This window comes from Staphylococcus sp. HMSC072E01 (genome assembly GCF_001814125.1).
GTDB classification, from domain to species: domain Bacteria; phylum Bacillota; class Bacilli; order Staphylococcales; family Staphylococcaceae; genus Staphylococcus; species Staphylococcus hominis.
Window position 1 is genome coordinate 226,718 of sequence record NZ_KV814962.1, and the last position, 20,083, is coordinate 246,800.

A 20,083-nucleotide genomic window follows, 5' to 3' on the forward strand; every position below is an offset into this window, starting at 1 on the left:
GTGTATTAAAGTGTTAGAAGTCTTTTTGACTATAAATTAAAATTACTATAAACTAGTTAAGAAAACTTTATATTTTATGGAGGGAATATAAATGTCATCAACATTGGAAATTAAAGACTTACATGTGTCTATTGAAGATAAAGAAATTTTAAAAGGTGTTAATTTAACAATTAATACTGGTGAAGTTCACGCAATCATGGGACCTAATGGTACAGGTAAATCAACATTATCTTCTGCAATTATGGGTCACCCAAGTTATGAAGTTACTCAAGGTGAAGTATTACTTGATGGCGTAAATATTTTAGAATTAGAGGTTGACGAAAGAGCAAAAGCAGGTCTTTTCTTAGCAATGCAATATCCATCAGAAATTACTGGTGTAACAAATGCAGACTTTATGCGTTCAGCGATTAATGCAAAACGTGAAGAAGGTCAAGAAATTAACTTAATGCAATTTATTAAAAAATTAGATAAACAAATGGATTTCTTAGATATTGATAAAGATATGGCGCAACGTTATTTAAATGAAGGTTTCTCAGGTGGGGAGAAAAAACGTAATGAAATCTTACAATTAATGATGTTAGAACCCAAATTTGCGATTTTAGATGAAATTGACTCAGGTTTAGATATTGATGCATTAAAAGTCGTTTCTAAAGGAATCAATGAAATGCGTGGTGAAGATTTCGGTGCATTAATGATTACACACTATCAACGTTTATTAAACTATATTACTCCTGATAAAGTACATGTTATGTATGGCGGTAAAGTTGTAAAATCAGGCGGTCCAGAATTAGCTAAACGTCTTGAAGAAGAAGGTTATGAATGGGTTAAAGAAGAATTTGGTGCAACTGAATAGGTCATTAAATAATATAAAAACTATTCATAAAAAGAACTGATTGATTTTAAAATGTGGAAATAAACAGTTTATATATCAATTCAGTTACTAAAATTTTTCATCAAGTAGGAGGAAAAAGCATTATGACAACAGAAACTTTAAATATTTCTGAAGCACAACTTGTTGATTATTCTAAAGCACAAAATGAACCTTCTTGGATGACTGAACTACGTCAAAAAGCTTTGAAATTAACAGAAACTTTAGAAATGCCTAAACCAGATAAAACAAAACTAAGAAAATGGGATTTCGATGCATTTAAACAACATCATGTAGAAAGTAAATCATATAATGATGTATCAGAACTTCCTGAATCAGTTAAAAATATTATTGATATAGAAAATTCTAAAAATTTAATTATTCAACATAATAATGATTTAGCTTTCACACAAGTATCAGAACAAGCAAATCATAATAATGTTATTATTGAAGGTTTATCAAAAGCGCTACAAGATCATAGTGAATTAGTAGAAAAATATTTAATGAAAGATGCAGTTACAGTAGATGAACATCGATTAACTGCTTTGCATACAGCATTATTGAATGGTGGCGTATTTGTATATGTCCCTAAAAATATAGTAGTTGAAGACCCTATTCAATATGTAGTATTACATGACAATGAGAATGCAAGTTTATTTAATCATGTCATTATTGTAACGGAAGAAAGTGCTGAAGTAACATATGTTGAGAATTACCTTTCAACTGCAAGTGGTGAAGGTAATCAAGTCAATATTATTTCTGAAGTGATTGCAGGAGCAAATTCAAACATTACTTATGGTTCAGTTGACTATCTAGATAAAGGATTTACAGGTCACATTATCCGTCGTGGTGTGACGGCAGCAGATGCATCAATTAATTGGGCTTTAGGTTTAATGAATGAGGGAAGCCAAATTATTGATAATACTACTAACTTAATGGGTGATCGTTCAACAAGTGAACTAAAATCAGTCATTGTTGGTACTGGTGATCAAAAAATTAACTTAACATCTAAAATCGTTCAATATGGTAAGGAAACAAATGGTTATATCTTAAAACATGGTGTAATGCGTGAAAATGCTTCATCTGTATTTAACGGTATTGGATATATTAAGCATGGCGGTACAAAATCTATCGCAAATCAAGAATCTCGTGTGTTAATGCTTTCAGAGCATGCTCGCGGAGATGCGAACCCTATTCTACTTATCGATGAAGATGATGTTGAAGCAGGTCATGCAGCTTCGGTTGGTCGTGTTGACCCAGAACAACTTTACTACTTAATGAGCCGTGGTATTTCTCAAAAAGAAGCAGAACGTCTTGTTATTCATGGTTTCTTAGATCCAGTTGTCCGTGAATTACCAATTGAAGATGTGAAACGTCAATTACGAGAAGTCATCGAACTTAAAGTAAATAAATAGGTCATTGAGATTTTCAATAAAAGAAAGGTCGTGAAGGTAGTGGCCGAAACTTCATTAAACATACAAGAAATTATTGAAGACTTTCCTATACTAAATCAAAAAGTTAATGGAAAACGATTAGCTTATCTTGATTCAACAGCAACAAGTCAAACACCAGTGCAAGTATTAAATGTATTAGATGATTATTATAAACGTTACAATTCTAATGTGCATCGTGGTGTGCATACTCTAGGTTCTTTAGCAACAGATGGATATGAAAGTGCTCGTGAGACAGTACGACGTTTCATTAATGCTAAATATTTTGAAGAAATTATTTTTACTAGAGGTACGACTGCTTCAATTAATATTGTTGCACATAGTTATGGAGACGCTAATATTAACGAAGGCGACGAAATCGTTGTGACAGAGATGGAACATCATGCTAATATTGTGCCTTGGCAACAGCTAGCTAAACGAAAAAAAGCTACTTTAAAATTTATTCCTATGACTGATGATGGTGAACTAAGAATCGAAGATGTCAAATCGACAATTAATGACAATACTAAGATTGTAGCTATTACTCATGTGTCTAATGTCTTAGGTACCATTAATGATATAAAAGCAATTGCTAAGATTGCGCATGAACACGGTGCTATTATTAGTGTTGATGGAGCACAATCTGCACCTCATATGGATATCGATGTTCAAGATTTAGATGTTGATTTCTTTAGCTTTAGCGGTCACAAAATGTTAGGACCGACTGGTATTGGTGTATTATATGGAAAACGTGAACTACTTCAAAACATGGAACCTGTTGAGTATGGTGGGGACATGATTGATTTTGTAAGTAAGTACGATGCAACATGGGCTGACTTACCTACTAAATTTGAAGCTGGTACACCGATTATTGCTCAAGCTATTGGATTGGCTGAAGCTATTCGTTATATCGAAAATATAGGCTTTGATGCCATTCATCAGCATGAAAAAGAATTAACAGAATATGCATATGAGCAATTATCTTCAATTGAAGGATTAGAAATATATGGTCCCCCTAAAGAAAGACGTGCAGGTGTGATCACTTTTAATTTAGCTGATATTCATCCACATGATGTTGCTACAGCAGTAGATACTGAAGGTGTCGCTGTTAGAGCTGGACATCACTGTGCGCAACCATTAATGAAATGGTTAAATGTATCATCTACTGCAAGAGCAAGTTTTTATATTTATAATACAAAAGAAGATGTTGACCAATTAGTAGAAGCATTGAAACAAACGAAGGAGTTTTTCTCATATGAGTTTTAATAATTTAGATCAACTTTATAGATCTGTAATTATGGATCATTATAAGAATCCTCGTAATAAAGGCGTTTTAGATAATGGATCAATGACAGTAGATATGAATAATCCTACTTGTGGTGATCGCATTAGACTAACATTTGATATTGAAGATGGTATCATTCAAGAGGCGAAATTCGAAGGTGAAGGTTGCTCAATTTCAATGTCAAGTGCATCGATGATGACTGAAGCAGTTAAAGGTCATTCATTAGGTGAAGCAATGCAAATGAGTCAAGAATTTACTAAAATGATGTTAGGTGAAGATTATAACATCACTGAAGATATGGGAGATGTAGAAGCATTACAAGGCGTTTCTCAATTCCCAGCGCGTATTAAATGTGCAACGTTAGCGTGGAAAGCTTTAGAAAAAGGTACAGTGCAAAAAGAAGGTAAATCAGAAGGTACAACTGAAGAATAAAATACGAATAGGTAATAAATGTTATTCTAAGCACTATGGTGCTGTGACATTTTACACATATTTCTTTTTATATAGTTTGCATGTTGTTACAATGACTATAGATAGTAGTGAAAGATAAATGATGCGCATATCGTTTTAAATATATTTAAGGAGTGATTGAAATGGCTAAAAAAGCACCTGATGTTGGAGATTATAAATATGGTTTCCATGATGAGGATGTTTCCATTTTCAGATCAGAACGTGGTCTAACAGAAAATATTGTTAGAGAAATTTCTAAGATGAAAGAAGAACCAGAATGGATGCTTAATTTCCGATTAAAAGCTTTAAAACTATTCTATAAAATCCCAATGCCTCAATGGGGTGGCGATTTATCAGAGTTGAATTTTGATGACATTACTTATTATGTTAAGCCTTCAGAGCATACTGAACGTTCTTGGGATGAAGTACCTGAAGAAATTAAACGTACATTTGATAAATTAGGTATACCAGAAGCAGAACAAAAATATTTAGCTGGTGTTTCTGCACAATATGAATCAGAAGTTGTATATCATAATATGGAAAAAGAATTAGAAGAAAAAGGGATAATCTTTAAAGATACAGACAGTGCTTTACGTGAAAATGAAGACTTATTTAAAGAATACTTTGCTTCTGTTGTTCCAGCAGCTGATAATAAATTCGCAGCATTAAATTCAGCAGTATGGTCAGGTGGTTCATTCATCTATGTACCTAAAAACGTTAAATTAGATACACCATTACAAGCGTACTTCCGAATTAACTCAGAAAATATGGGTCAATTCGAACGTACATTAATTATTGCTGATGAAGGGGCTTCAGTAAACTATGTTGAGGGTTGTACTGCACCAGTATATACTACAAGTTCATTACACTCAGCAGTAGTTGAAATTATTGTTCATAAAGATGCACATGTTCGTTATACTACTATCCAAAACTGGGCTAACAATGTGTATAACTTAGTTACTAAACGTACGTTTGTTCATGAAAATGGTAATATGGAATGGGTTGACGGTAACTTAGGTTCTAAGTTAACAATGAAATACCCTAACTGTGTATTATTAGGTGAAGGTGCGAAAGGTAGTACATTATCCATCGCATTTGCGGGTAAAGGTCAAGTTCAAGATGCAGGTGCTAAAATGATTCATAAAGCCCCAAATACATCTTCAACTATCGTATCTAAATCAATTTCTAAAAACGGTGGTAAAGTAATCTATCGCGGTATCGTTCACTTTGGACGCAAAGCTAAAGGTGCGCGTTCAAATATCGAATGCGATACATTAATTCTAGATAACGAATCAACTTCAGACACAATTCCATATAATGAAGTATTTAATGATAATATTTCATTAGAACATGAAGCGAAAGTTTCTAAAGTATCTGAAGAACAATTATTCTATCTAATGAGTAGAGGGATTTCTGAAGAAGAAGCAACAGAGATGATTGTTATGGGATTCATCGAACCATTTACTAAAGAATTACCAATGGAGTATGCTGTAGAAATGAACCGTCTTATTAAATTTGAAATGGAAGGTTCAATTGGATAATTTAAGATATAGCTTAAGCTAATAGTTAAAAGAACTAGAATGTTTAACATTCTAGTTCTTTTGTTTTTCAAGTATATTAAAAAGAAGTAAACATTTAATATATATAGAACAGGTGATAAGTCAAATATTGATGTTTATAATGCAATAGTGTGATCATTGTTTGACTGAACTATTAAATAACCAATTATTCAAGCAAATATAGTAGGTAATACGGATTCAGAAGTGGTAAGTATGCCCGAAGTAGTAGTCAATTTGTTCAAGTAATGATTAATTATGAGGGCGATATTTCATCTTATCCAGTTCAAAATCAGTTAATACAATCTATTAGAAGACAAGTAGTTACAAATGGAGATAGTGAATTTACCCATAATTGGAGTGGATCCCCGGTTAGCTACTAATCAAAAGTGAACGATTTAATAGATTAATTATTTTTACAAATGAATCAGTTATTAACGCGCACTTAGGGTGTTATAGTGACGATTTTAAAGTAATAAGAAAATGTAAAGTGAGTATACAACAAGTGATATATTAATTTTGAATGTGGTATCATATATCTGGTGATAAAAATGATTAATATCGGTCTAACTGGATGGGGAGATCATTATTCTTTATATGAAGATCTTGAAAGACAAACAGATAAATTACGTACGTATGCGAGTCATTTTCCTGTTGTTGAACTTGATGCCTCATATTATGCTATCCAACCTGAACGTAATATATTGAAATGGATCAATGAAACACCAGATAAGTTTCAGTTTATCGTTAAGATTCATCAAGCATTGACGCTTCACTCAGATTATAAAACTTATGCTGATTCACGATCTGAACTATTTAAACAATTTAGACACATGCTTGAACCACTGATTGCACATCATAAATTAGCAATGGTACTTGTGCAATTTCCACCTTGGTTTGATTGTACAGCTCAAAATATAAATTATATTTTGTATGTTCGACAACAGCTAGAAGATATCCCCATGTGTGTAGAATTTAGACATCAATCTTGGTTTAACTCCCAATTTAAAGAACAAACTTTAATGTTTTTAACCGAACATCAAATTATTCATGCGGTCGTAGATGAACCACAAATTAAAGATGGGTCTATACCGTTAGTCAATCGTATAACTTCTAGTACTGCTTTTGTGCGTTATCATGGTAGAAATCAGCATGGTTGGACTAAAAAAGATATGACAGATCAAGAGTGGCGAGATGTTAGATATTTATATAATTATAATGAAAATGAATTAAAAGATTTAGCGAATAAAGTTCAAATATTAGAACAAAAAGCTAAAAAGGTTTATGTCATTTTTAATAATAATTCTGGTGGTCATGCAGCTCAAAATGCTAAAACCTATCAAGATATTTTAGATATAGAGTATACAGGCTTAGCACCTCAGCAATTAAAATTTTTCTAAGAGGCGAATTATAATGTTTTTAACAATGATTTTATTAGTTTTAATTGGATTATTATCTGCAGTATTAGGTTCTTTAGTAGGTATTGGTGGCGGTATAATTATCGTACCTACTTTAGTGTATTTAGGAGTGAACCATCATCTGTTACACGGCATCACTACTCAGATTGCAATTGGTACGTCATCGGTTATTCTTATTGTAACTGGACTTTCTTCATCTGTTGGTTATTTGAAAACAAAGCAAGTAGATATTAAAAATGGCTCTATATTTTTATTTGGATTATTACCCGGTTCACTTATTGGTTCATTTTTAAGCAGATATTTAACATTAAATTCGTTTAATTTATACTTTGGTATTTTTATGATCTGTGTATCCATTTTATTGATGATTAGACATAAAATTAAACCATTTAAAATATTCGATAAGGAAAAGTATCGTAAAACATACATCGATGCTAAAGGAATGACATATCATTATAGCGTTCCACCTATGTTTGCCTTCTTTGCTACATTATTTATAGGTGTACTTACAGGTTTATTTGGGATTGGTGGTGGAGCGTTGATGACTCCTTTAATGCTTATAGTATTTAGATTTCCACCTCATGTAGCAGTAGGGACAAGCATGATGATGATTTTCTTTTCAAGTGTAATGAGTTCAATTGGTCATATTATTCAAGGTCATGTTGCTTGGTCATATTCAATTATTCTAATCATTTCTAGTTATATTGGCGCTCAAATTGGAGTAAAAATAAATCACTCGATTAAATCAGAAACAGTAGTAGTATTATTACGCACAGTAATGTTAATTATGGGTGTATATCTAATTATTAAATCGTTTCTATAAAAAAACAGGAGGAATTTAAGTGAAGCTTACAATTTTTCATACAAATGACATTCATAGTCACCTTAATGAATATGCACGTATTATGACGTACATGGCTGAACACCGACCTGAACTTCAACACCCTTCACTTTATTTAGATATTGGTGATCATGTTGATTTATCTACACCAGTAACAGAAGCAACTATGGGCAAAAAGAATGTTGAACTTTTAAATGAGGCTCATTGTGATATTGCTACAATTGGGAATAATGAAGGAATGACTATTTCTCATGAAGCATTAAACAATCTTTACAATGATGCACAATTTAAAGTCATATGTGCTAATGTTTTAGACGAAGATGGTCACTTACCTCGTCATATTGCCACATCTTATATAAAAGAAATAGAGGATGTGCGCTTTTTATTTGTAGCAGCCACGGCACCTTTCACGCCATTCTATCGAGCACTTGATTGGATTGTGACAGACCCATTAGAAGCCATCAAAGACGAAATTGAACAACGCAAAGGACAATACGATGTATTAATAGTTATGAGTCATGTAGGTGTCTTTTTTGATGAAAAATTATGTCAAGAAATCCCAGAGATAGACGTAATACTAGGAAGCCACACACATCATCATTTTAATCATGGTGAAGTCAATAATGGTGTACTTATGGCAGCAGCAGGGAAATATGGATATTATCTTGGAGAAGTGAATTTAACGATTGAAAATAAAACAGTAATTACTAAAGAGGCTACATTACATCCAGTAGACACATTACCAGTAGTTAAAACACATTTTGATGAAGAAGGAAAAGATTTGATGAATAAGGCGATTATTAATAAACCAGTTTCTTTATCTAGTAAAACAAATGTGATTACAAAAACGACTTATTTACTTGCAGAAAGTGTGTATGAGTTTACAAATGCAGATTGTACAATTATTAATGCTGGATTAATTGTTAATAGTATCGAGAGCGATCAACTTACTGAATACGATATCCATACTATGTTACCTCATCCAATCAACTTAGTTCGTGTACGTTTGAAAGGTTCTGAATTGAAAAAGGTAATATTAAAAAGTCAAAAGCAAGAATATATGTATGAACATGTCCAAGGGTTAGGATTTAGAGGCGATATTTTTGGTGGTTATATATTATATAAATGTGGATTTATTCAATCAGAACATCGCTTCTTTGTAGATGGACAAGAAATAGAAGATAACCGTACCTATATATTAGGAACTGTAGATATGTATACATTTGGAAGATATTTCCCATTATTAAAAGGAACATCGATTGATTATTTAATGCCGGAATTTTTAAGAGATATCTTTAAAGAAAAATTAATTCATATGCATCATTCTTCTTAGTACACAAATGTTCATAGTTATGTCTTAATTTTATAAGTTATTACATTTTAATTTAATGTAAATTTCGTTATAATAGTTAAAGATAGATTAAACAGGAGGGTATGTGTTGTTATGGCTACTAAAAATGAAGAGATTTTACGTAAACCAGATTGGTTGAAAATAAAGCTAAACACTAATGAAAACTACATCGGCCTCAAGAAAATGATGCGTGAGAAAAATTTACATACAGTTTGTGAAGAAGCAAAATGTCCAAATATACATGAATGTTGGGGAGCTAGACGTACGGCTACATTTATGATTTTAGGTGCGGTATGTACAAGAGCTTGTCGTTTCTGTGCAGTAAAAACTGGCTTACCTAATGAACTAGATTTAAATGAACCAGAACGTGTTGCAGAGTCTGTAGAACTAATGAATCTTAAGCATGTTGTTATCACAGCTGTTGCACGTGATGATTTAAGAGATGCAGGGTCTAATGTATATGCAGAAACAGTTCGTAAAGTACGTGAACGTAATCCATATACGACAATTGAAATTTTACCGTCAGATATGGGTGGGGATTATGAAGCACTTGAAACACTAATGGCTTCAAGACCAGATATTTTAAACCATAACATTGAAACAGTACGACGCTTAACTCCAAGAGTTCGTGCGCGTGCGACTTACGACAGAACATTAGAATTCTTACGTCGTTCTAAAGAGTTACAACCTGATATTCCAACTAAATCAAGTTTAATGGTAGGTTTAGGTGAAACATTGGAAGAAATTTATGAAACAATGGATGACTTACGTGCAAATGATGTTGATATTTTAACAATTGGTCAGTATTTACAACCATCACGTAAACACTTAAAAGTTGAAAAATACTATACTCCATTAGAATTTGGTAAATTAAGAAAAATTGCAATGGAAAAAGGATTTAAACATTGTGAAGCTGGTCCAATGGTACGAAGTTCTTATCATGCTGATGAACAAGTAAATGAAGCGGCAAAAGAAAAACACCGTCTTGGAGAAGAACAATTACAACAAAAATAATATTAACCCAAAAATTTAAAATAAACTTTCTTTTAAGCGATATCACATAATGAAGTCATATTATCTTATGAAACAATGATATGAGTACATAAAGTCAATTAAGAATGTTTATTAATAGGTAGATGCTAAAACTTAGATTGCTCTTTTTCTTTAAAATAGGCAATCTAAGTTTTTATTATCATTACAATTAAAGGTGACTTATTATGATTAAAGTTAATCAACAGTATTTTGAATTAATTGAAGATTATAGAGAATGCTTTGATGAAGAATTATTTGCTTCAAGATATTCAGATATACTTGATAAATATGATTTTGTAGTTGGAGATTTTGGTTATGATCAATTACGTTTAAAAGGATTTTATAAAGATTCAAATAAAAAAGCTGAAATTTCAAAACGTTTTTCAACCATTCAAGATTATATTTTGGAATATTGTAATTTTGGTTGTCCATATTTTATAGTGAGACATATTAATGAGAATGAACGATTAGAATTAGTTAGTGTAGATGAAGTAGAAGATAAATTGCATGATGTGAAAATAAAACCAACAATACAAACTACACAATCTACTGAAAAAAAGAATAATAAATAATGAAAGGTCAAAACAATGATATTCACAAAATATACATTGTTTTGACCTTTCATTTATTGAATAACTTGATTTAGATATTCAATGATTTCTTCGCTTTCTTCTTGAGAGACACCTAATATATGAGCAATATATCCTTCTTCTTCAATATCGTCTGTGCCTATGATGCCAAATTTATTAGTTTGAAGATTTAATACCAGTGTTTTACCGTAATGACGATCGGTCTGAATAAGCATTAAATCATAGCGACTATGTTCACCTACAAATCCTACAAATTGTGCTTGCGATTGTTCCTCATCATCGTACAGAAACATATCTATCATATCAGTCATGCTCCTTTATTTTTAATATGTGAAATTAGTATAACGACAAATGATGCATGATGCAAAACTATGATATGATAATAATAATAAGAGGTGACCGATATGTATTTTGTAGATAAAGATAAATTAGCACTTAAAATAAAATATTTAAATCAGCTTATTAAGGATTATGAAACAAATAAATCAAATCATTATGCATTTGAACGTATTGCGCAAATGCTAATTGAATCATCAGTAGATATTGGAAATATGATTATTGACGCTTTTATTTTGAGAGATCCTGGTAACTATAAAGATGTTATTGATATTTTAGAACTTGAAGGGGTGATTTCCAAAGATACACAAAACCATATTAATGATACAGTTGAAATCAGAAAACAGTTTGCACATCATTATACAGAATTAGAAGTTGAAACACTTGTACCATTATTTGACATCTCAGTACCATATTATCGACAATTTGTGAAAGAAGTTACTCAATTTTTAAAAAAAGAAAATGTGCCAATTACCGCTTTTGGAAAAGGAGATTATTCATAATGAAAAATTATAAAGGTTATTTAATCGATTTAGATGGAACAATGTATATGGGTACAGCAGAAATTGATGGTGCTGCTCAATTTATCGATTATTTGAACAAAAACGATATTCCTCATTTATATGTTACTAATAACTCTACTAAGACGCCTGAAGAAGTAACAGAAAAGTTAAAAGAAATGAAGATTGACGCTAAACCAGAAGAAGTAGTTACTTCTGCTCTAGCTACGGCAAATTACATTGCAGAAGAAAATAGTCAAGCTAGTGTGTATATGCTAGGAGGGAATGGTTTAAGAACAGCATTAACCGATGCAGGTTTAACCGTAAAAGAAGATGAGAATGTAGATTACGTAGTTATCGGTTTAGATGAAGCAGTCACATATGAAAAACTTGCAATAGCTACTTTAGCAGTACGTAAAGGCGCAAAATTTATCTCTACGAATCCAGATGTCTCAATTCCTAAAGAAAGAGGCTTCTTACCTGGAAATGGAGCTATTACAAGTGTGGTTAGTGTATCTACTGGACAACAGCCACAATTTATTGGTAAACCAGAAACCATCATCATGCAAATTGCTTTAGGTATCTTGAAACTAGATAAGTCTGAAGTGGCTATGGTGGGAGATTTGTATGATACAGATATAATGTCTGGTATTAATGTGGGGATGGATACGGTACATGTACAAACAGGTGTAACATCTTATGAAGAAATTCAAACTAAACAACCAAAGCCAACCTATTCATTTAAAGATTTGAATGTGGCTATAGCTGAATTAGAAAGTAATACTAATTAATAAAAATAATTTCTATGATAACTTCTTATTACTTAAATTGATGATATGAGTAATAAGAAGTTTTTATATCTAACAGTTTTGTTATGCTCTGTGTAATTGTGATATGTAACCATTAGTACTAATATATATAGAATATCAAGGATAAGAATAAGGACATATCGGATAAGATAGATACATATTTAACACTCACTAATTATTATATAAAATAAATTTGATATATAATTAATATTTTTATATAATAAAGTGTAAAAATAAAAGTGCGATATAATATTTCTTGATAGTAAGATAACTTTACTAAATATAAAATAAGTAGAATTGTTCTTCAAAATAAATAGCAATGTTTGTGAGGTGCAATATTCAATTGAAAGAAACTAAAAAAATAAGTGTTTTTTATGAAAAAGCAAAACCATATCTACTGACTATTCTATACTTAGCAATTTTTATAGCTTTGTATCTTATATATGGTTCAGGCGATACACATAATAACTTTATATATAACGAATTCTAGTAAGGAGTCAAAGGATGACAGATATTATAAATTTAATTAATGATATTGGACAAAAAAATCCAGATCGAGTAGCTATTAGACATAAATCAGATGAGTTAACGTATCGTCAACTTATAGAAGAATCTAGTAAGCTAGCACATTATTTGCAAGATACAAATAAGCCATTAATCATCTATGGTCATATGTCACCATATATGGTGGTTGGAATGATAGGAGCAATCAAAGCAGGATGTGGCTATGTCCCAATTGATACGTCAGTTCCAATAGAACGTGTAGAAATGATTATGAATAAAGTAGATCCAACATTTATTTTAAATACAACTGATTCAAGTGTGAATCAACCAAGGAAAGAACTTACAATCGAAGATATTAAACATTCTGATTATCCTATTGTTTTTGATAGTCAAATGGATAAAACAGATGTTGTTTATACTATATTCACTTCTGGTTCTACAGGTGAGCCTAAAGGTGTGCAAATTGAGTATGCGAGTTTAATAGAGTTTGCAGAATGGATGGTCTCATTAAATGAAACAGATAATCATCAGGAGTGGTTGAACCAAGCACCATTTTCATTTGATTTATCTGTAATGGCAATTTATCCATGTTTAACATCTGGTGGAACACTTAACTTAGTAGATAAAGATATGATAAAAAAACCGAAGTTATTAAATGAAATGCTTGTTCAAACGCCAATTAATGCTTGGGTATCAACACCATCATTTATAGAAATGTGTTTATTACTTCCTAACCTTAATGAAAAAGATTATCCAAGTTTAAATCATTTCTTCTTTTGTGGAGAAATTTTACCGCATAGAACAGCTAAAGCACTTGTTGATAGATATCCAAATGCAATTGTTTATAATACATATGGACCAACGGAAGCGACAGTTGCAGTTACTGGTGTAAAAATCACACCCGAGATTTTAGAACGTTATAATCCACTTCCAGTAGGTGTAGCAAGACCGAATACTACACTATCAACAACTGATGAAGGTGAACTTGTTATTAAAGGAACAAGTGTGAGTTTAGGATATCTAAAAAACAAAGAAAAAACTGAAGCAGTATTTAAGTTTGATAATGGCGTTCGCATTTATCACACGGGTGATAAAGCTATTGAAAAAGATGGTTATTGGTTTATCCAAGGACGTATCGATTTTCAAATAAAGTTAAACGGTTATCGCATGGAACTAGAAGAAATTGAAACACAACTAAGACACTCAAAATACGTTAGAGAAACTGTTGTTGTGCCAATTTATAAAAATGGAAAAGTTGTTTATCTTGTAGGTGCTATTGTACCTACTAAAAAAGTGGATAATGACTTAGAGATGACCAGAAACATTAAAAACGAATTGAAATCTCGCTTACCTGAATATATGATTCCGAGAAAATTCGTTTGGATGGAACAACTTCCATTAACATCAAATGGAAAACTTGATCGTAAACAAGTTGCAGAGGATATCGACGCATGATTCCTTATGGTACGTTTACCTTCTTCTTAGTCGCATTTATCGTTCTTTTACCAGTCATCATACTCGGATTTTTAGGTAAGCGAAGCTATGTATACAATGGGATAAGTACAGTGATTATGATTGTGATTATTTTCTCTTCAGATAAATACAATTTATTTGGACAGAAATATTTAAGTGTTCAATTAATCAGTTTTGTAATTTATTTAATATGGCAAGTGCTGTTAATCATGTGGTATTACAAATCACGACAAAAAAATAATACTTTTATTAAATTTTTAATTGTTATGATTTTATCTATTTTACCTTTAGCACTTGTTAAAATATTACAAAGTTCATGGTTAGGTGGACATCAAATACATTTCCATGAACATAAGTTAATTGAATTTGTCGGATTCTTAGGAATCTCATATGTTACTTTTAAAAGTGTACAACTTATAATGGAAATTAGAGATGGTTCTATTAAAGAGATTAAAGTGGGGAAATTGATTCAATTTATTTCATTCTTTCCAACAGTATCTTCAGGACCCATCGACCGTTATAAACGTTTTGTCAAAGACGATAAAAAAATACCAACTGGTGAACAATACAGAGGTATGGTAGTTAAAGCGATTCATATGATTATGATAGGCTTCTTATATAAATATATTATTGCTCATTTAATTAATGTATATGCAATTATGCCATTATTAATGCATTTACATGGTTTTACTCATAAATGGTTATATATGTATGCCTATAGCTTTTACTTATTTTTTGACTTTGCAGGTTATAGTTTATTTGCAATAGCAGTGAGTTATCTATATGGCATTAATACACCACCAAACTTTAAACAGCCGTTTAAAGCACGTAACATTAAAGATTTCTGGAATAGATGGCATATGTCATTATCATTCTGGTTTAGAGACTGTGTTTATATGAGAACATTGTTCTATATGTCTCGTAAAAAAATAATGAAGAATCAATTTGCAATGTCAAATTTTGCCTTCTTCTTAAATTTCTTTATTATGGGTGTATGGCACGGATTAGAAGTATTTTATATTGTTTATGGTATTTATCACGGTTTAATGTTTATCGGATATGGATATTATGAACGCTGGAGAAAGAAACATCCACCTCGCTTTCAAAATGGTTTTACTACAGCATTAAGTGTTATTATCACATTCCATTTTGTAGCATTTGGATTCTTGATATTCTCAGGAAAATTAATTTAAAGGGAGAAATAAATGATGGAATTTAGAGAACAAGTTTTAGATGTATTAGCTGATGTAGCAGAAAATGACGTAGTTAAAGAAAACCCAGATGTTGAGATTTTTGAAGAAGGAATTATTGATTCATTTCAAACAGTTGGATTATTATTAGAAATTCAAAATAGATTAGGAATTGAAGTATCAATTATGGATTTTGATCGCGATGAATGGGCAACTCCTAATAAAATTGTTGAAGCTTTAGAAGAATTACGATGAAATTCAAACCATTTTTACCAATTCTTATTAGTGGAATCATATTTTTAGCTTTTGTATTAATGCCTGCGAGTTGGTTTACTGGTCTCGTTAACAATAAGACACTTGCTGATAATAGAATGTCACTAACTGATCAAGTACTTAAAGGTACGCTCATTCAAAATCAATTATTTAGTAATGATAAATATTATCCACTTTATGGTTCAAGTGAGTTAAATAAACGTGACCCGTTTAATCCTGCGATAGCAATGCATCATCGAAAAAATACAAAGCCTGTATTCTTAGTTGGTACGGGCGGTAATACAGATTTAATTAATGCTATTGAATTAGCGGGTCAATATGATCAACTTAAAGGTAAAAAGATGACATTTATCATTTCACCACAATGGTTTAGTACACATGGCGTTAATGATATGGATATGGCTGCGCGTACGACACCAAATCAAATCAATCAGATATTTCAACAAAAGGATATGCCTTCAGAGTTAAAACAACGCTATGCTAAACGATTATTAAAATTTAGAAGTGTTCCTAATAAGGAATATTTAAAAGAATTAGTAAAAGATCCAAGCAATCCAAAAGGTCGTTATATTTCTAAGTTTAAAAAAAGTCAACTTCTTAAAATTGAGGCAATAAAAACATACTTTTCATTAGATAAATCACCATTAGCTCATGTACACTCACTTACATCACCCAATGATTCTTGGGAAAACATGAGTAATAAAGCAGTGCAACTTGGTGAAAAACGTTCTACTTCTAATGGTTATGGTATCCGTAACGAATATTGGAAAAAACTAATGCATAAAAAACCAATGAATCGTCGCCAATATGAATTTAAAATGAATTCACCAGAGTTTAAGGATTTATCTTTACTAGTAGATACAATGCATCAAGCAGGTGCTGATGTACAATATGTTATTCTTCCAGTAAATGGTAAATGGTACGATCATTTAGGTATTCACCGTTCAACACGTGAACCTGTCTATAAAAAAATACATAAAACTGTTGTTGGACATGGTGGGAAAGTGTATGATATGTCAAATAAAGACTATGAAAAATATGTATTAAGTGATGTGGTACATGTAGGTTGGAAAGGTTGGGTATACATGGATCGTCAAATTGAAAAACATATGAACGATCATCAAACTCATTCTAAATAGTAAATGAAAAAAGACACCCTACTCTGATTAAATACTGAGGGTAGAGTGTCTTTAATTTATATCGTTAGAAAACTTGTTCTACTTCTATAACGCCTGGTACTTCTTCGTGTAAAGCACGTTCTATACCTGCTTTTAATGTAATAGTTGAGCTTGGGCATGTTCCACACGCACCATGTAATTGTAATTTTACGATGCCATCTTCTACATCGACTAATGTACAATCTCCTCCGTCACGTAATAAAAACGGACGTAAACGTTCAATAACTTCGGCTACTTGATCAAACATTGTTGCATTCTCAGTAGGCATGAGATATGTCTCCTTTCAAGTAAAATACTTCATAAACTTATTATTAATTTATTATAATAGATAAAGAAAGAAAAATCTATAAAACTAAACGGGGGATTAATATATGACAAAAGTAAGTGTTGTTGTTTACGGTGCGGATGTAGTGTGTGCTAGTTGTGTCAATGCACCAACTTCTAAAAATACGTATGAGTGGCTAAAACCATTATTAGAAAGAAAATATCCTAATATTCATTTCGAATATACATATATCGATTTTCAAAAAGAAAATGAAAATTTAAGTGATCATGATCAACAATATATTGAGCAAATTGAAAATGATGAGTTGTTTTACCCACTTATTACAATGAACGATGAATATGTGGCTGACGGTTATATTCAGTCAAAAAAAGTGACTCATTTTATAGATCAATATATTATAAATAATTAATGTAAAGTGGAGTATTCGATTTTTTATAAAAATGAGGGGAAGCTTGAGATGATGAATTGAAATTAAATTCTGTCCCGCTTCCCAGTTGTATTTATCCATTATGATATTTATATAGCCATAAAACACCTGATTTTAATATATGCGCTAGACGTCCTGTAACTGTACGATCCATAATATAGGCAAACCCTTTTTTCTCTCCTAGAGAACCTAAGAAACCTTGAACTTTTAATTCAGGCATTTTTTCAGGAAGTGGTTCATGATTCCATTGTTTTTTTAGTACATCGGCAATTTGATCCCCCTGTACTTCTGCTAATTGAGCACTTGGCGCATGTGGTAAAGCTGCGCAATCTCCAACTACATAAACATTTTTATAAGTCGGTACTTGATGATATTGATTAACGATAACGCGACCACTTTTATTAGTATCAATAGACAGTTTCCTTACAATTTCAACAGGTTGAATACCTGCTGTCCATACTACAATATCAACAGGTTCTGGTGTACCATTATTATAAATTGTTCCTTGCTCAACTTTATCAATCAATGAATTAGGAACCACGTTTACATTATTTTCGCGGAACCACTTCGCAATATAATTACTTAATTTTTCTGGAAAATTTCTTAATATACGAGGTCCACGATCATATAAAATAATTTCTAAATCTGTGCGACTTTCACGTAGTTCACTTGCTAATTCAATACCACTCAAACCAGCTCCTACAATTCCAACACGCGCTCCTTTAGGTAGCTCGCTAATACTATGAAACGTTTCACGGGCTTTAGAAAGCGTTTGAATACTATGAGTGTATTCTTTAGCTCCTAGAACATTATGATATTTATCTTCACAACCTAGTCCGATAATCAACTCATTATAATCTACTTTAGTTTGTCCTACCGAAACAATTTGGTTATCTAAGTCAATATCACTTATTTCTCCATAAATTGTATTTACACGATGTGAATTAGGAAAATTCATTCGCACATCACTATCAGATTTTGTGCCTGCAGCGAGTGCATAGAATTCAGGTTTTAAACCATGAAACGGCATTCGATCTATAAGAGTTAATGTGTATTCTTGAGGAAGAACATCTGGAAGAATGCGCGACATAATACGCATATTACCATATCCTCCACCAAGTAGAACTAAATTTTTCATATTATGTTACCCCTTTACATTAAAATCAATTGGCTATGTATTATGAATGTCAGACTTTTATAATTTCAGATTGTATAAATAAAGTATAGGTTCAATATTAAGTGATTCAGCCTATTTTAACGCTTATTTTTCATTTATTGTCCCCTAACAAATAAATGAAAGATTAATATAATTTTATTATATATGTTTTTAATAATAACGACAAACAAATGTAAAATGTTATTGCAAAATACAAATAGAAACCATAGCAATGCAACATATAAAGAGATTTGTTATAATAATGTAATTAAATTAAAAAGAAGGTGAAGTATGTTTCCATTAGTCGAATTCTGTATATCGAATATGGCCAAAGGCGGAGACTACGTTTACGATAAACTCGAAAGTGATTCTGAAGTAGATGTGTTAGAATATGGATGTCTCAATAATTGTGGTTTATGTTCTTCTGGGTTATATGCATTGGTAGATGGAGAAGTCGTAGAAGGGGATACACCTGAAGATTTGTTAAACAATATTTATAAACACATAGAAGAAAATGATTTTACAAACTTATTATAGGAGTGATTAGAAATGTCAACAGTAACACTTACTGAAGCAGCAGCTTATGAAGTAAAAGATATGTTGAAAAGTAATCATATGGAAAACGGTTATTTAAAAATTAAAGTGAATGGTGGTGGATGTACAGGTTTAACCTATGGTATGTCTGCAGAAGAAGCTCCAGGATCAAATGATGAAGTATTAGAATATTATGGATTAAAAGTTTTAGTAGATAAAGATGATGCTCCCGTACTGAATGGCACTAAAATTGATTTTAAACAATCACTAATGGGTGGTGGATTCCAAATCGACAATCCAAATGCAATTGCATCATGCGGATGTGGCAGTTCTTTTAGAACGGCAAAAGTAGCTGGACATCCTGAAAATTGTTAAGTTTCATATTTTTAAGTTAATACAATATAGTAATAATAAATTTAAATAATCGTTCTGTTGTTGCTTGAAAATATGATATAAAAACTATAAAATTGGAAGTGGATTAAATTTTGTCTTTTTTGTGAATAAATGTTCACAAAAATGGATATAAAAGTGTTGACTAAGACTATAAATGGGGATGAACAAATAGGTTAAGTTCAAAGTTTTTCGAAACAATTAGT

23 protein-coding genes are annotated in these 20,083 nt (G+C 31.4%); 20 read left to right on the forward strand and 3 right to left on the reverse strand.

All coding sequences use genetic code 11. The annotated features are described in order from the left end of the window. Positions 1–91 precede the first annotated feature (91 nt). The 10 genes from sufC to HMPREF2953_RS03060 all read left to right on the forward strand — a co-directional run bounded on the left by sufC (position 92) and on the right by HMPREF2953_RS03060 (position 10,803). The gene (sufC, locus tag HMPREF2953_RS03015; RefSeq protein ID WP_002448050.1) at positions 92–853 is read left to right on the forward strand and encodes a Fe-S cluster assembly ATPase SufC; all 762 of its coding nucleotides are present in this window, start codon (positions 92–94) and stop codon (positions 851–853) included. Between the two features lie 122 nt (positions 854–975). Further along, positions 976–2,283 carry a Fe-S cluster assembly protein SufD gene (sufD, locus tag HMPREF2953_RS03020; RefSeq protein ID WP_070671721.1) on the forward strand — a complete coding sequence of 436 codons (1,308 nt, stop codon included), beginning with the start codon at positions 976–978 and terminating at the stop codon, positions 2,281–2,283. Between the two features lie 30 nt (positions 2,284–2,313). Then, entirely contained in the window at positions 2,314–3,564 is a 1,251-nt protein-coding gene (locus HMPREF2953_RS03025) for a cysteine desulfurase (RefSeq protein ID WP_172457916.1), read from the forward strand. Further along, on the forward strand, positions 3,554–4,015 hold the full coding sequence (sufU, locus tag HMPREF2953_RS03030; protein ID WP_049335117.1) for a Fe-S cluster assembly sulfur transfer protein SufU: 462 nt from the start codon (positions 3,554–3,556) through the stop codon (positions 4,013–4,015). The genes HMPREF2953_RS03025 and sufU overlap by 11 nt, the downstream gene beginning before the upstream one ends. 161 nt (positions 4,016–4,176) lie before the next feature. Further along, positions 4,177–5,574 (forward strand): Fe-S cluster assembly protein SufB, encoded by a 1,398-nt coding sequence (sufB, locus tag HMPREF2953_RS03035; protein WP_002448087.1) that lies wholly within the window; start codon positions 4,177–4,179, stop codon positions 5,572–5,574. 566 nt (positions 5,575–6,140) lie between these two features. After that, a complete protein-coding gene (locus tag HMPREF2953_RS03040) occupies positions 6,141–6,989 on the forward strand; it encodes a DUF72 domain-containing protein (protein WP_002448225.1) in 849 nt (282 codons plus the stop codon). Positions 6,990–7,002: 13 nt separating this feature from the next. Then, a complete protein-coding gene (locus HMPREF2953_RS03045) occupies positions 7,003–7,830 on the forward strand; it encodes a sulfite exporter TauE/SafE family protein (RefSeq protein ID WP_070671724.1) in 828 nt (275 codons plus the stop codon). A gap of 19 nt (positions 7,831–7,849) precedes the next feature. Beyond that, complete coding sequence (locus HMPREF2953_RS03050) at positions 7,850–9,181, forward strand: bifunctional metallophosphatase/5'-nucleotidase (protein ID WP_070671726.1); 1,332 nt, start codon at positions 7,850–7,852, stop codon at positions 9,179–9,181. Positions 9,182–9,292: 111 nt separating this feature from the next. Beyond that, complete coding sequence (gene lipA / locus HMPREF2953_RS03055) at positions 9,293–10,213, forward strand: lipoyl synthase (protein ID WP_002448197.1); 921 nt, start codon at positions 9,293–9,295, stop codon at positions 10,211–10,213. A 203-nt stretch (positions 10,214–10,416) separates the two neighbouring features. Beyond that, the gene (locus HMPREF2953_RS03060; protein ID WP_049335120.1) at positions 10,417–10,803 is read left to right on the forward strand and encodes a YutD family protein; all 387 of its coding nucleotides are present in this window, start codon (positions 10,417–10,419) and stop codon (positions 10,801–10,803) included. A 53-nt stretch (positions 10,804–10,856) separates the two neighbouring features. On the opposite strand, the gene HMPREF2953_RS03065 is transcribed toward HMPREF2953_RS03060, so the two are convergent. After that, on the reverse strand, positions 10,857–11,123 hold the full coding sequence (locus HMPREF2953_RS03065) for a DUF3055 domain-containing protein (protein ID WP_002448201.1): 267 nt from the start codon (positions 11,121–11,123) through the stop codon (positions 10,857–10,859). A gap of 102 nt (positions 11,124–11,225) precedes the next feature. On the opposite strand from HMPREF2953_RS03065, the gene HMPREF2953_RS03070 reads away from it, so the two are divergent. From HMPREF2953_RS03070 to dltD, 7 genes are all read left to right on the forward strand, one after another. Continuing rightward, on the forward strand, positions 11,226–11,660 hold the full coding sequence (locus HMPREF2953_RS03070; protein ID WP_049335121.1) for a DUF86 domain-containing protein: 435 nt from the start codon (positions 11,226–11,228) through the stop codon (positions 11,658–11,660). Further along, positions 11,660–12,448: a TIGR01457 family HAD-type hydrolase gene (locus tag HMPREF2953_RS03075; RefSeq protein ID WP_070671728.1), complete on the forward strand. Its 789-nt coding sequence runs from the start codon at positions 11,660–11,662 to the stop codon at positions 12,446–12,448. Before HMPREF2953_RS03070 ends, HMPREF2953_RS03075 begins: the two co-directional genes overlap by 1 nt. Before the next feature lie 337 nt (positions 12,449–12,785). After that, the gene (locus HMPREF2953_RS11030; protein ID WP_227944882.1) at positions 12,786–12,956 is read left to right on the forward strand and encodes a teichoic acid D-Ala incorporation-associated protein DltX; all 171 of its coding nucleotides are present in this window, start codon (positions 12,786–12,788) and stop codon (positions 12,954–12,956) included. Positions 12,957–12,970: 14 nt separating this feature from the next. After that, the gene (gene dltA / locus HMPREF2953_RS03080) at positions 12,971–14,425 is read left to right on the forward strand and encodes a D-alanine--poly(phosphoribitol) ligase subunit DltA (protein WP_017175866.1); all 1,455 of its coding nucleotides are present in this window, start codon (positions 12,971–12,973) and stop codon (positions 14,423–14,425) included. Beyond that, complete coding sequence (dltB, locus tag HMPREF2953_RS03085) at positions 14,422–15,636, forward strand: D-alanyl-lipoteichoic acid biosynthesis protein DltB (RefSeq protein ID WP_070671730.1); 1,215 nt, start codon at positions 14,422–14,424, stop codon at positions 15,634–15,636. The genes dltA and dltB overlap by 4 nt, the downstream gene beginning before the upstream one ends. A gap of 15 nt (positions 15,637–15,651) precedes the next feature. Continuing rightward, positions 15,652–15,888, forward strand: coding sequence for a D-alanine--poly(phosphoribitol) ligase subunit 2 (dltC, locus tag HMPREF2953_RS03090; RefSeq protein WP_002448193.1), 237 nt, complete (start codon positions 15,652–15,654; stop codon positions 15,886–15,888). Further along, the gene (gene dltD, locus HMPREF2953_RS03095) at positions 15,885–17,045 is read left to right on the forward strand and encodes a D-alanyl-lipoteichoic acid biosynthesis protein DltD (RefSeq protein WP_070671732.1); all 1,161 of its coding nucleotides are present in this window, start codon (positions 15,885–15,887) and stop codon (positions 17,043–17,045) included. Before dltC ends, dltD begins: the two co-directional genes overlap by 4 nt. Before the next feature lie 64 nt (positions 17,046–17,109). Here the strand turns inward: dltD and HMPREF2953_RS03100 are convergent, their stop codons facing one another. Continuing rightward, on the reverse strand, positions 17,110–17,352 hold the full coding sequence (locus HMPREF2953_RS03100) for a NifU family protein (RefSeq protein WP_002433501.1): 243 nt from the start codon (positions 17,350–17,352) through the stop codon (positions 17,110–17,112). Between the two features lie 103 nt (positions 17,353–17,455). Here HMPREF2953_RS03100 and HMPREF2953_RS03105 point away from each other — a divergent pair, with 103 nt between their 5' ends. Then, positions 17,456–17,779 carry a YuzD family protein gene (locus tag HMPREF2953_RS03105; protein ID WP_070671734.1) on the forward strand — a complete coding sequence of 108 codons (324 nt, stop codon included), beginning with the start codon at positions 17,456–17,458 and terminating at the stop codon, positions 17,777–17,779. 91 nt (positions 17,780–17,870) lie between these two features. Here HMPREF2953_RS03105 and HMPREF2953_RS03110 read toward each other — a convergent pair whose 3' ends face one another. Further along, on the reverse strand, positions 17,871–18,935 hold the full coding sequence (locus tag HMPREF2953_RS03110; RefSeq protein WP_070671737.1) for an NAD(P)/FAD-dependent oxidoreductase: 1,065 nt from the start codon (positions 18,933–18,935) through the stop codon (positions 17,871–17,873). 309 nt (positions 18,936–19,244) lie between these two features. Here HMPREF2953_RS03110 and HMPREF2953_RS03115 point away from each other — a divergent pair, with 309 nt between their 5' ends. Together HMPREF2953_RS03115 and HMPREF2953_RS03120 are read left to right on the forward strand one after the other, a co-directional pair. After that, positions 19,245–19,490 carry a YuzB family protein gene (locus HMPREF2953_RS03115; RefSeq protein WP_070671738.1) on the forward strand — a complete coding sequence of 82 codons (246 nt, stop codon included), beginning with the start codon at positions 19,245–19,247 and terminating at the stop codon, positions 19,488–19,490. A 12-nt stretch (positions 19,491–19,502) separates the two neighbouring features. Then, positions 19,503–19,862 carry a HesB/IscA family protein gene (locus HMPREF2953_RS03120; protein ID WP_070671741.1) on the forward strand — a complete coding sequence of 120 codons (360 nt, stop codon included), beginning with the start codon at positions 19,503–19,505 and terminating at the stop codon, positions 19,860–19,862. The last annotated feature ends 221 nt before the right edge of the window (positions 19,863–20,083 follow it).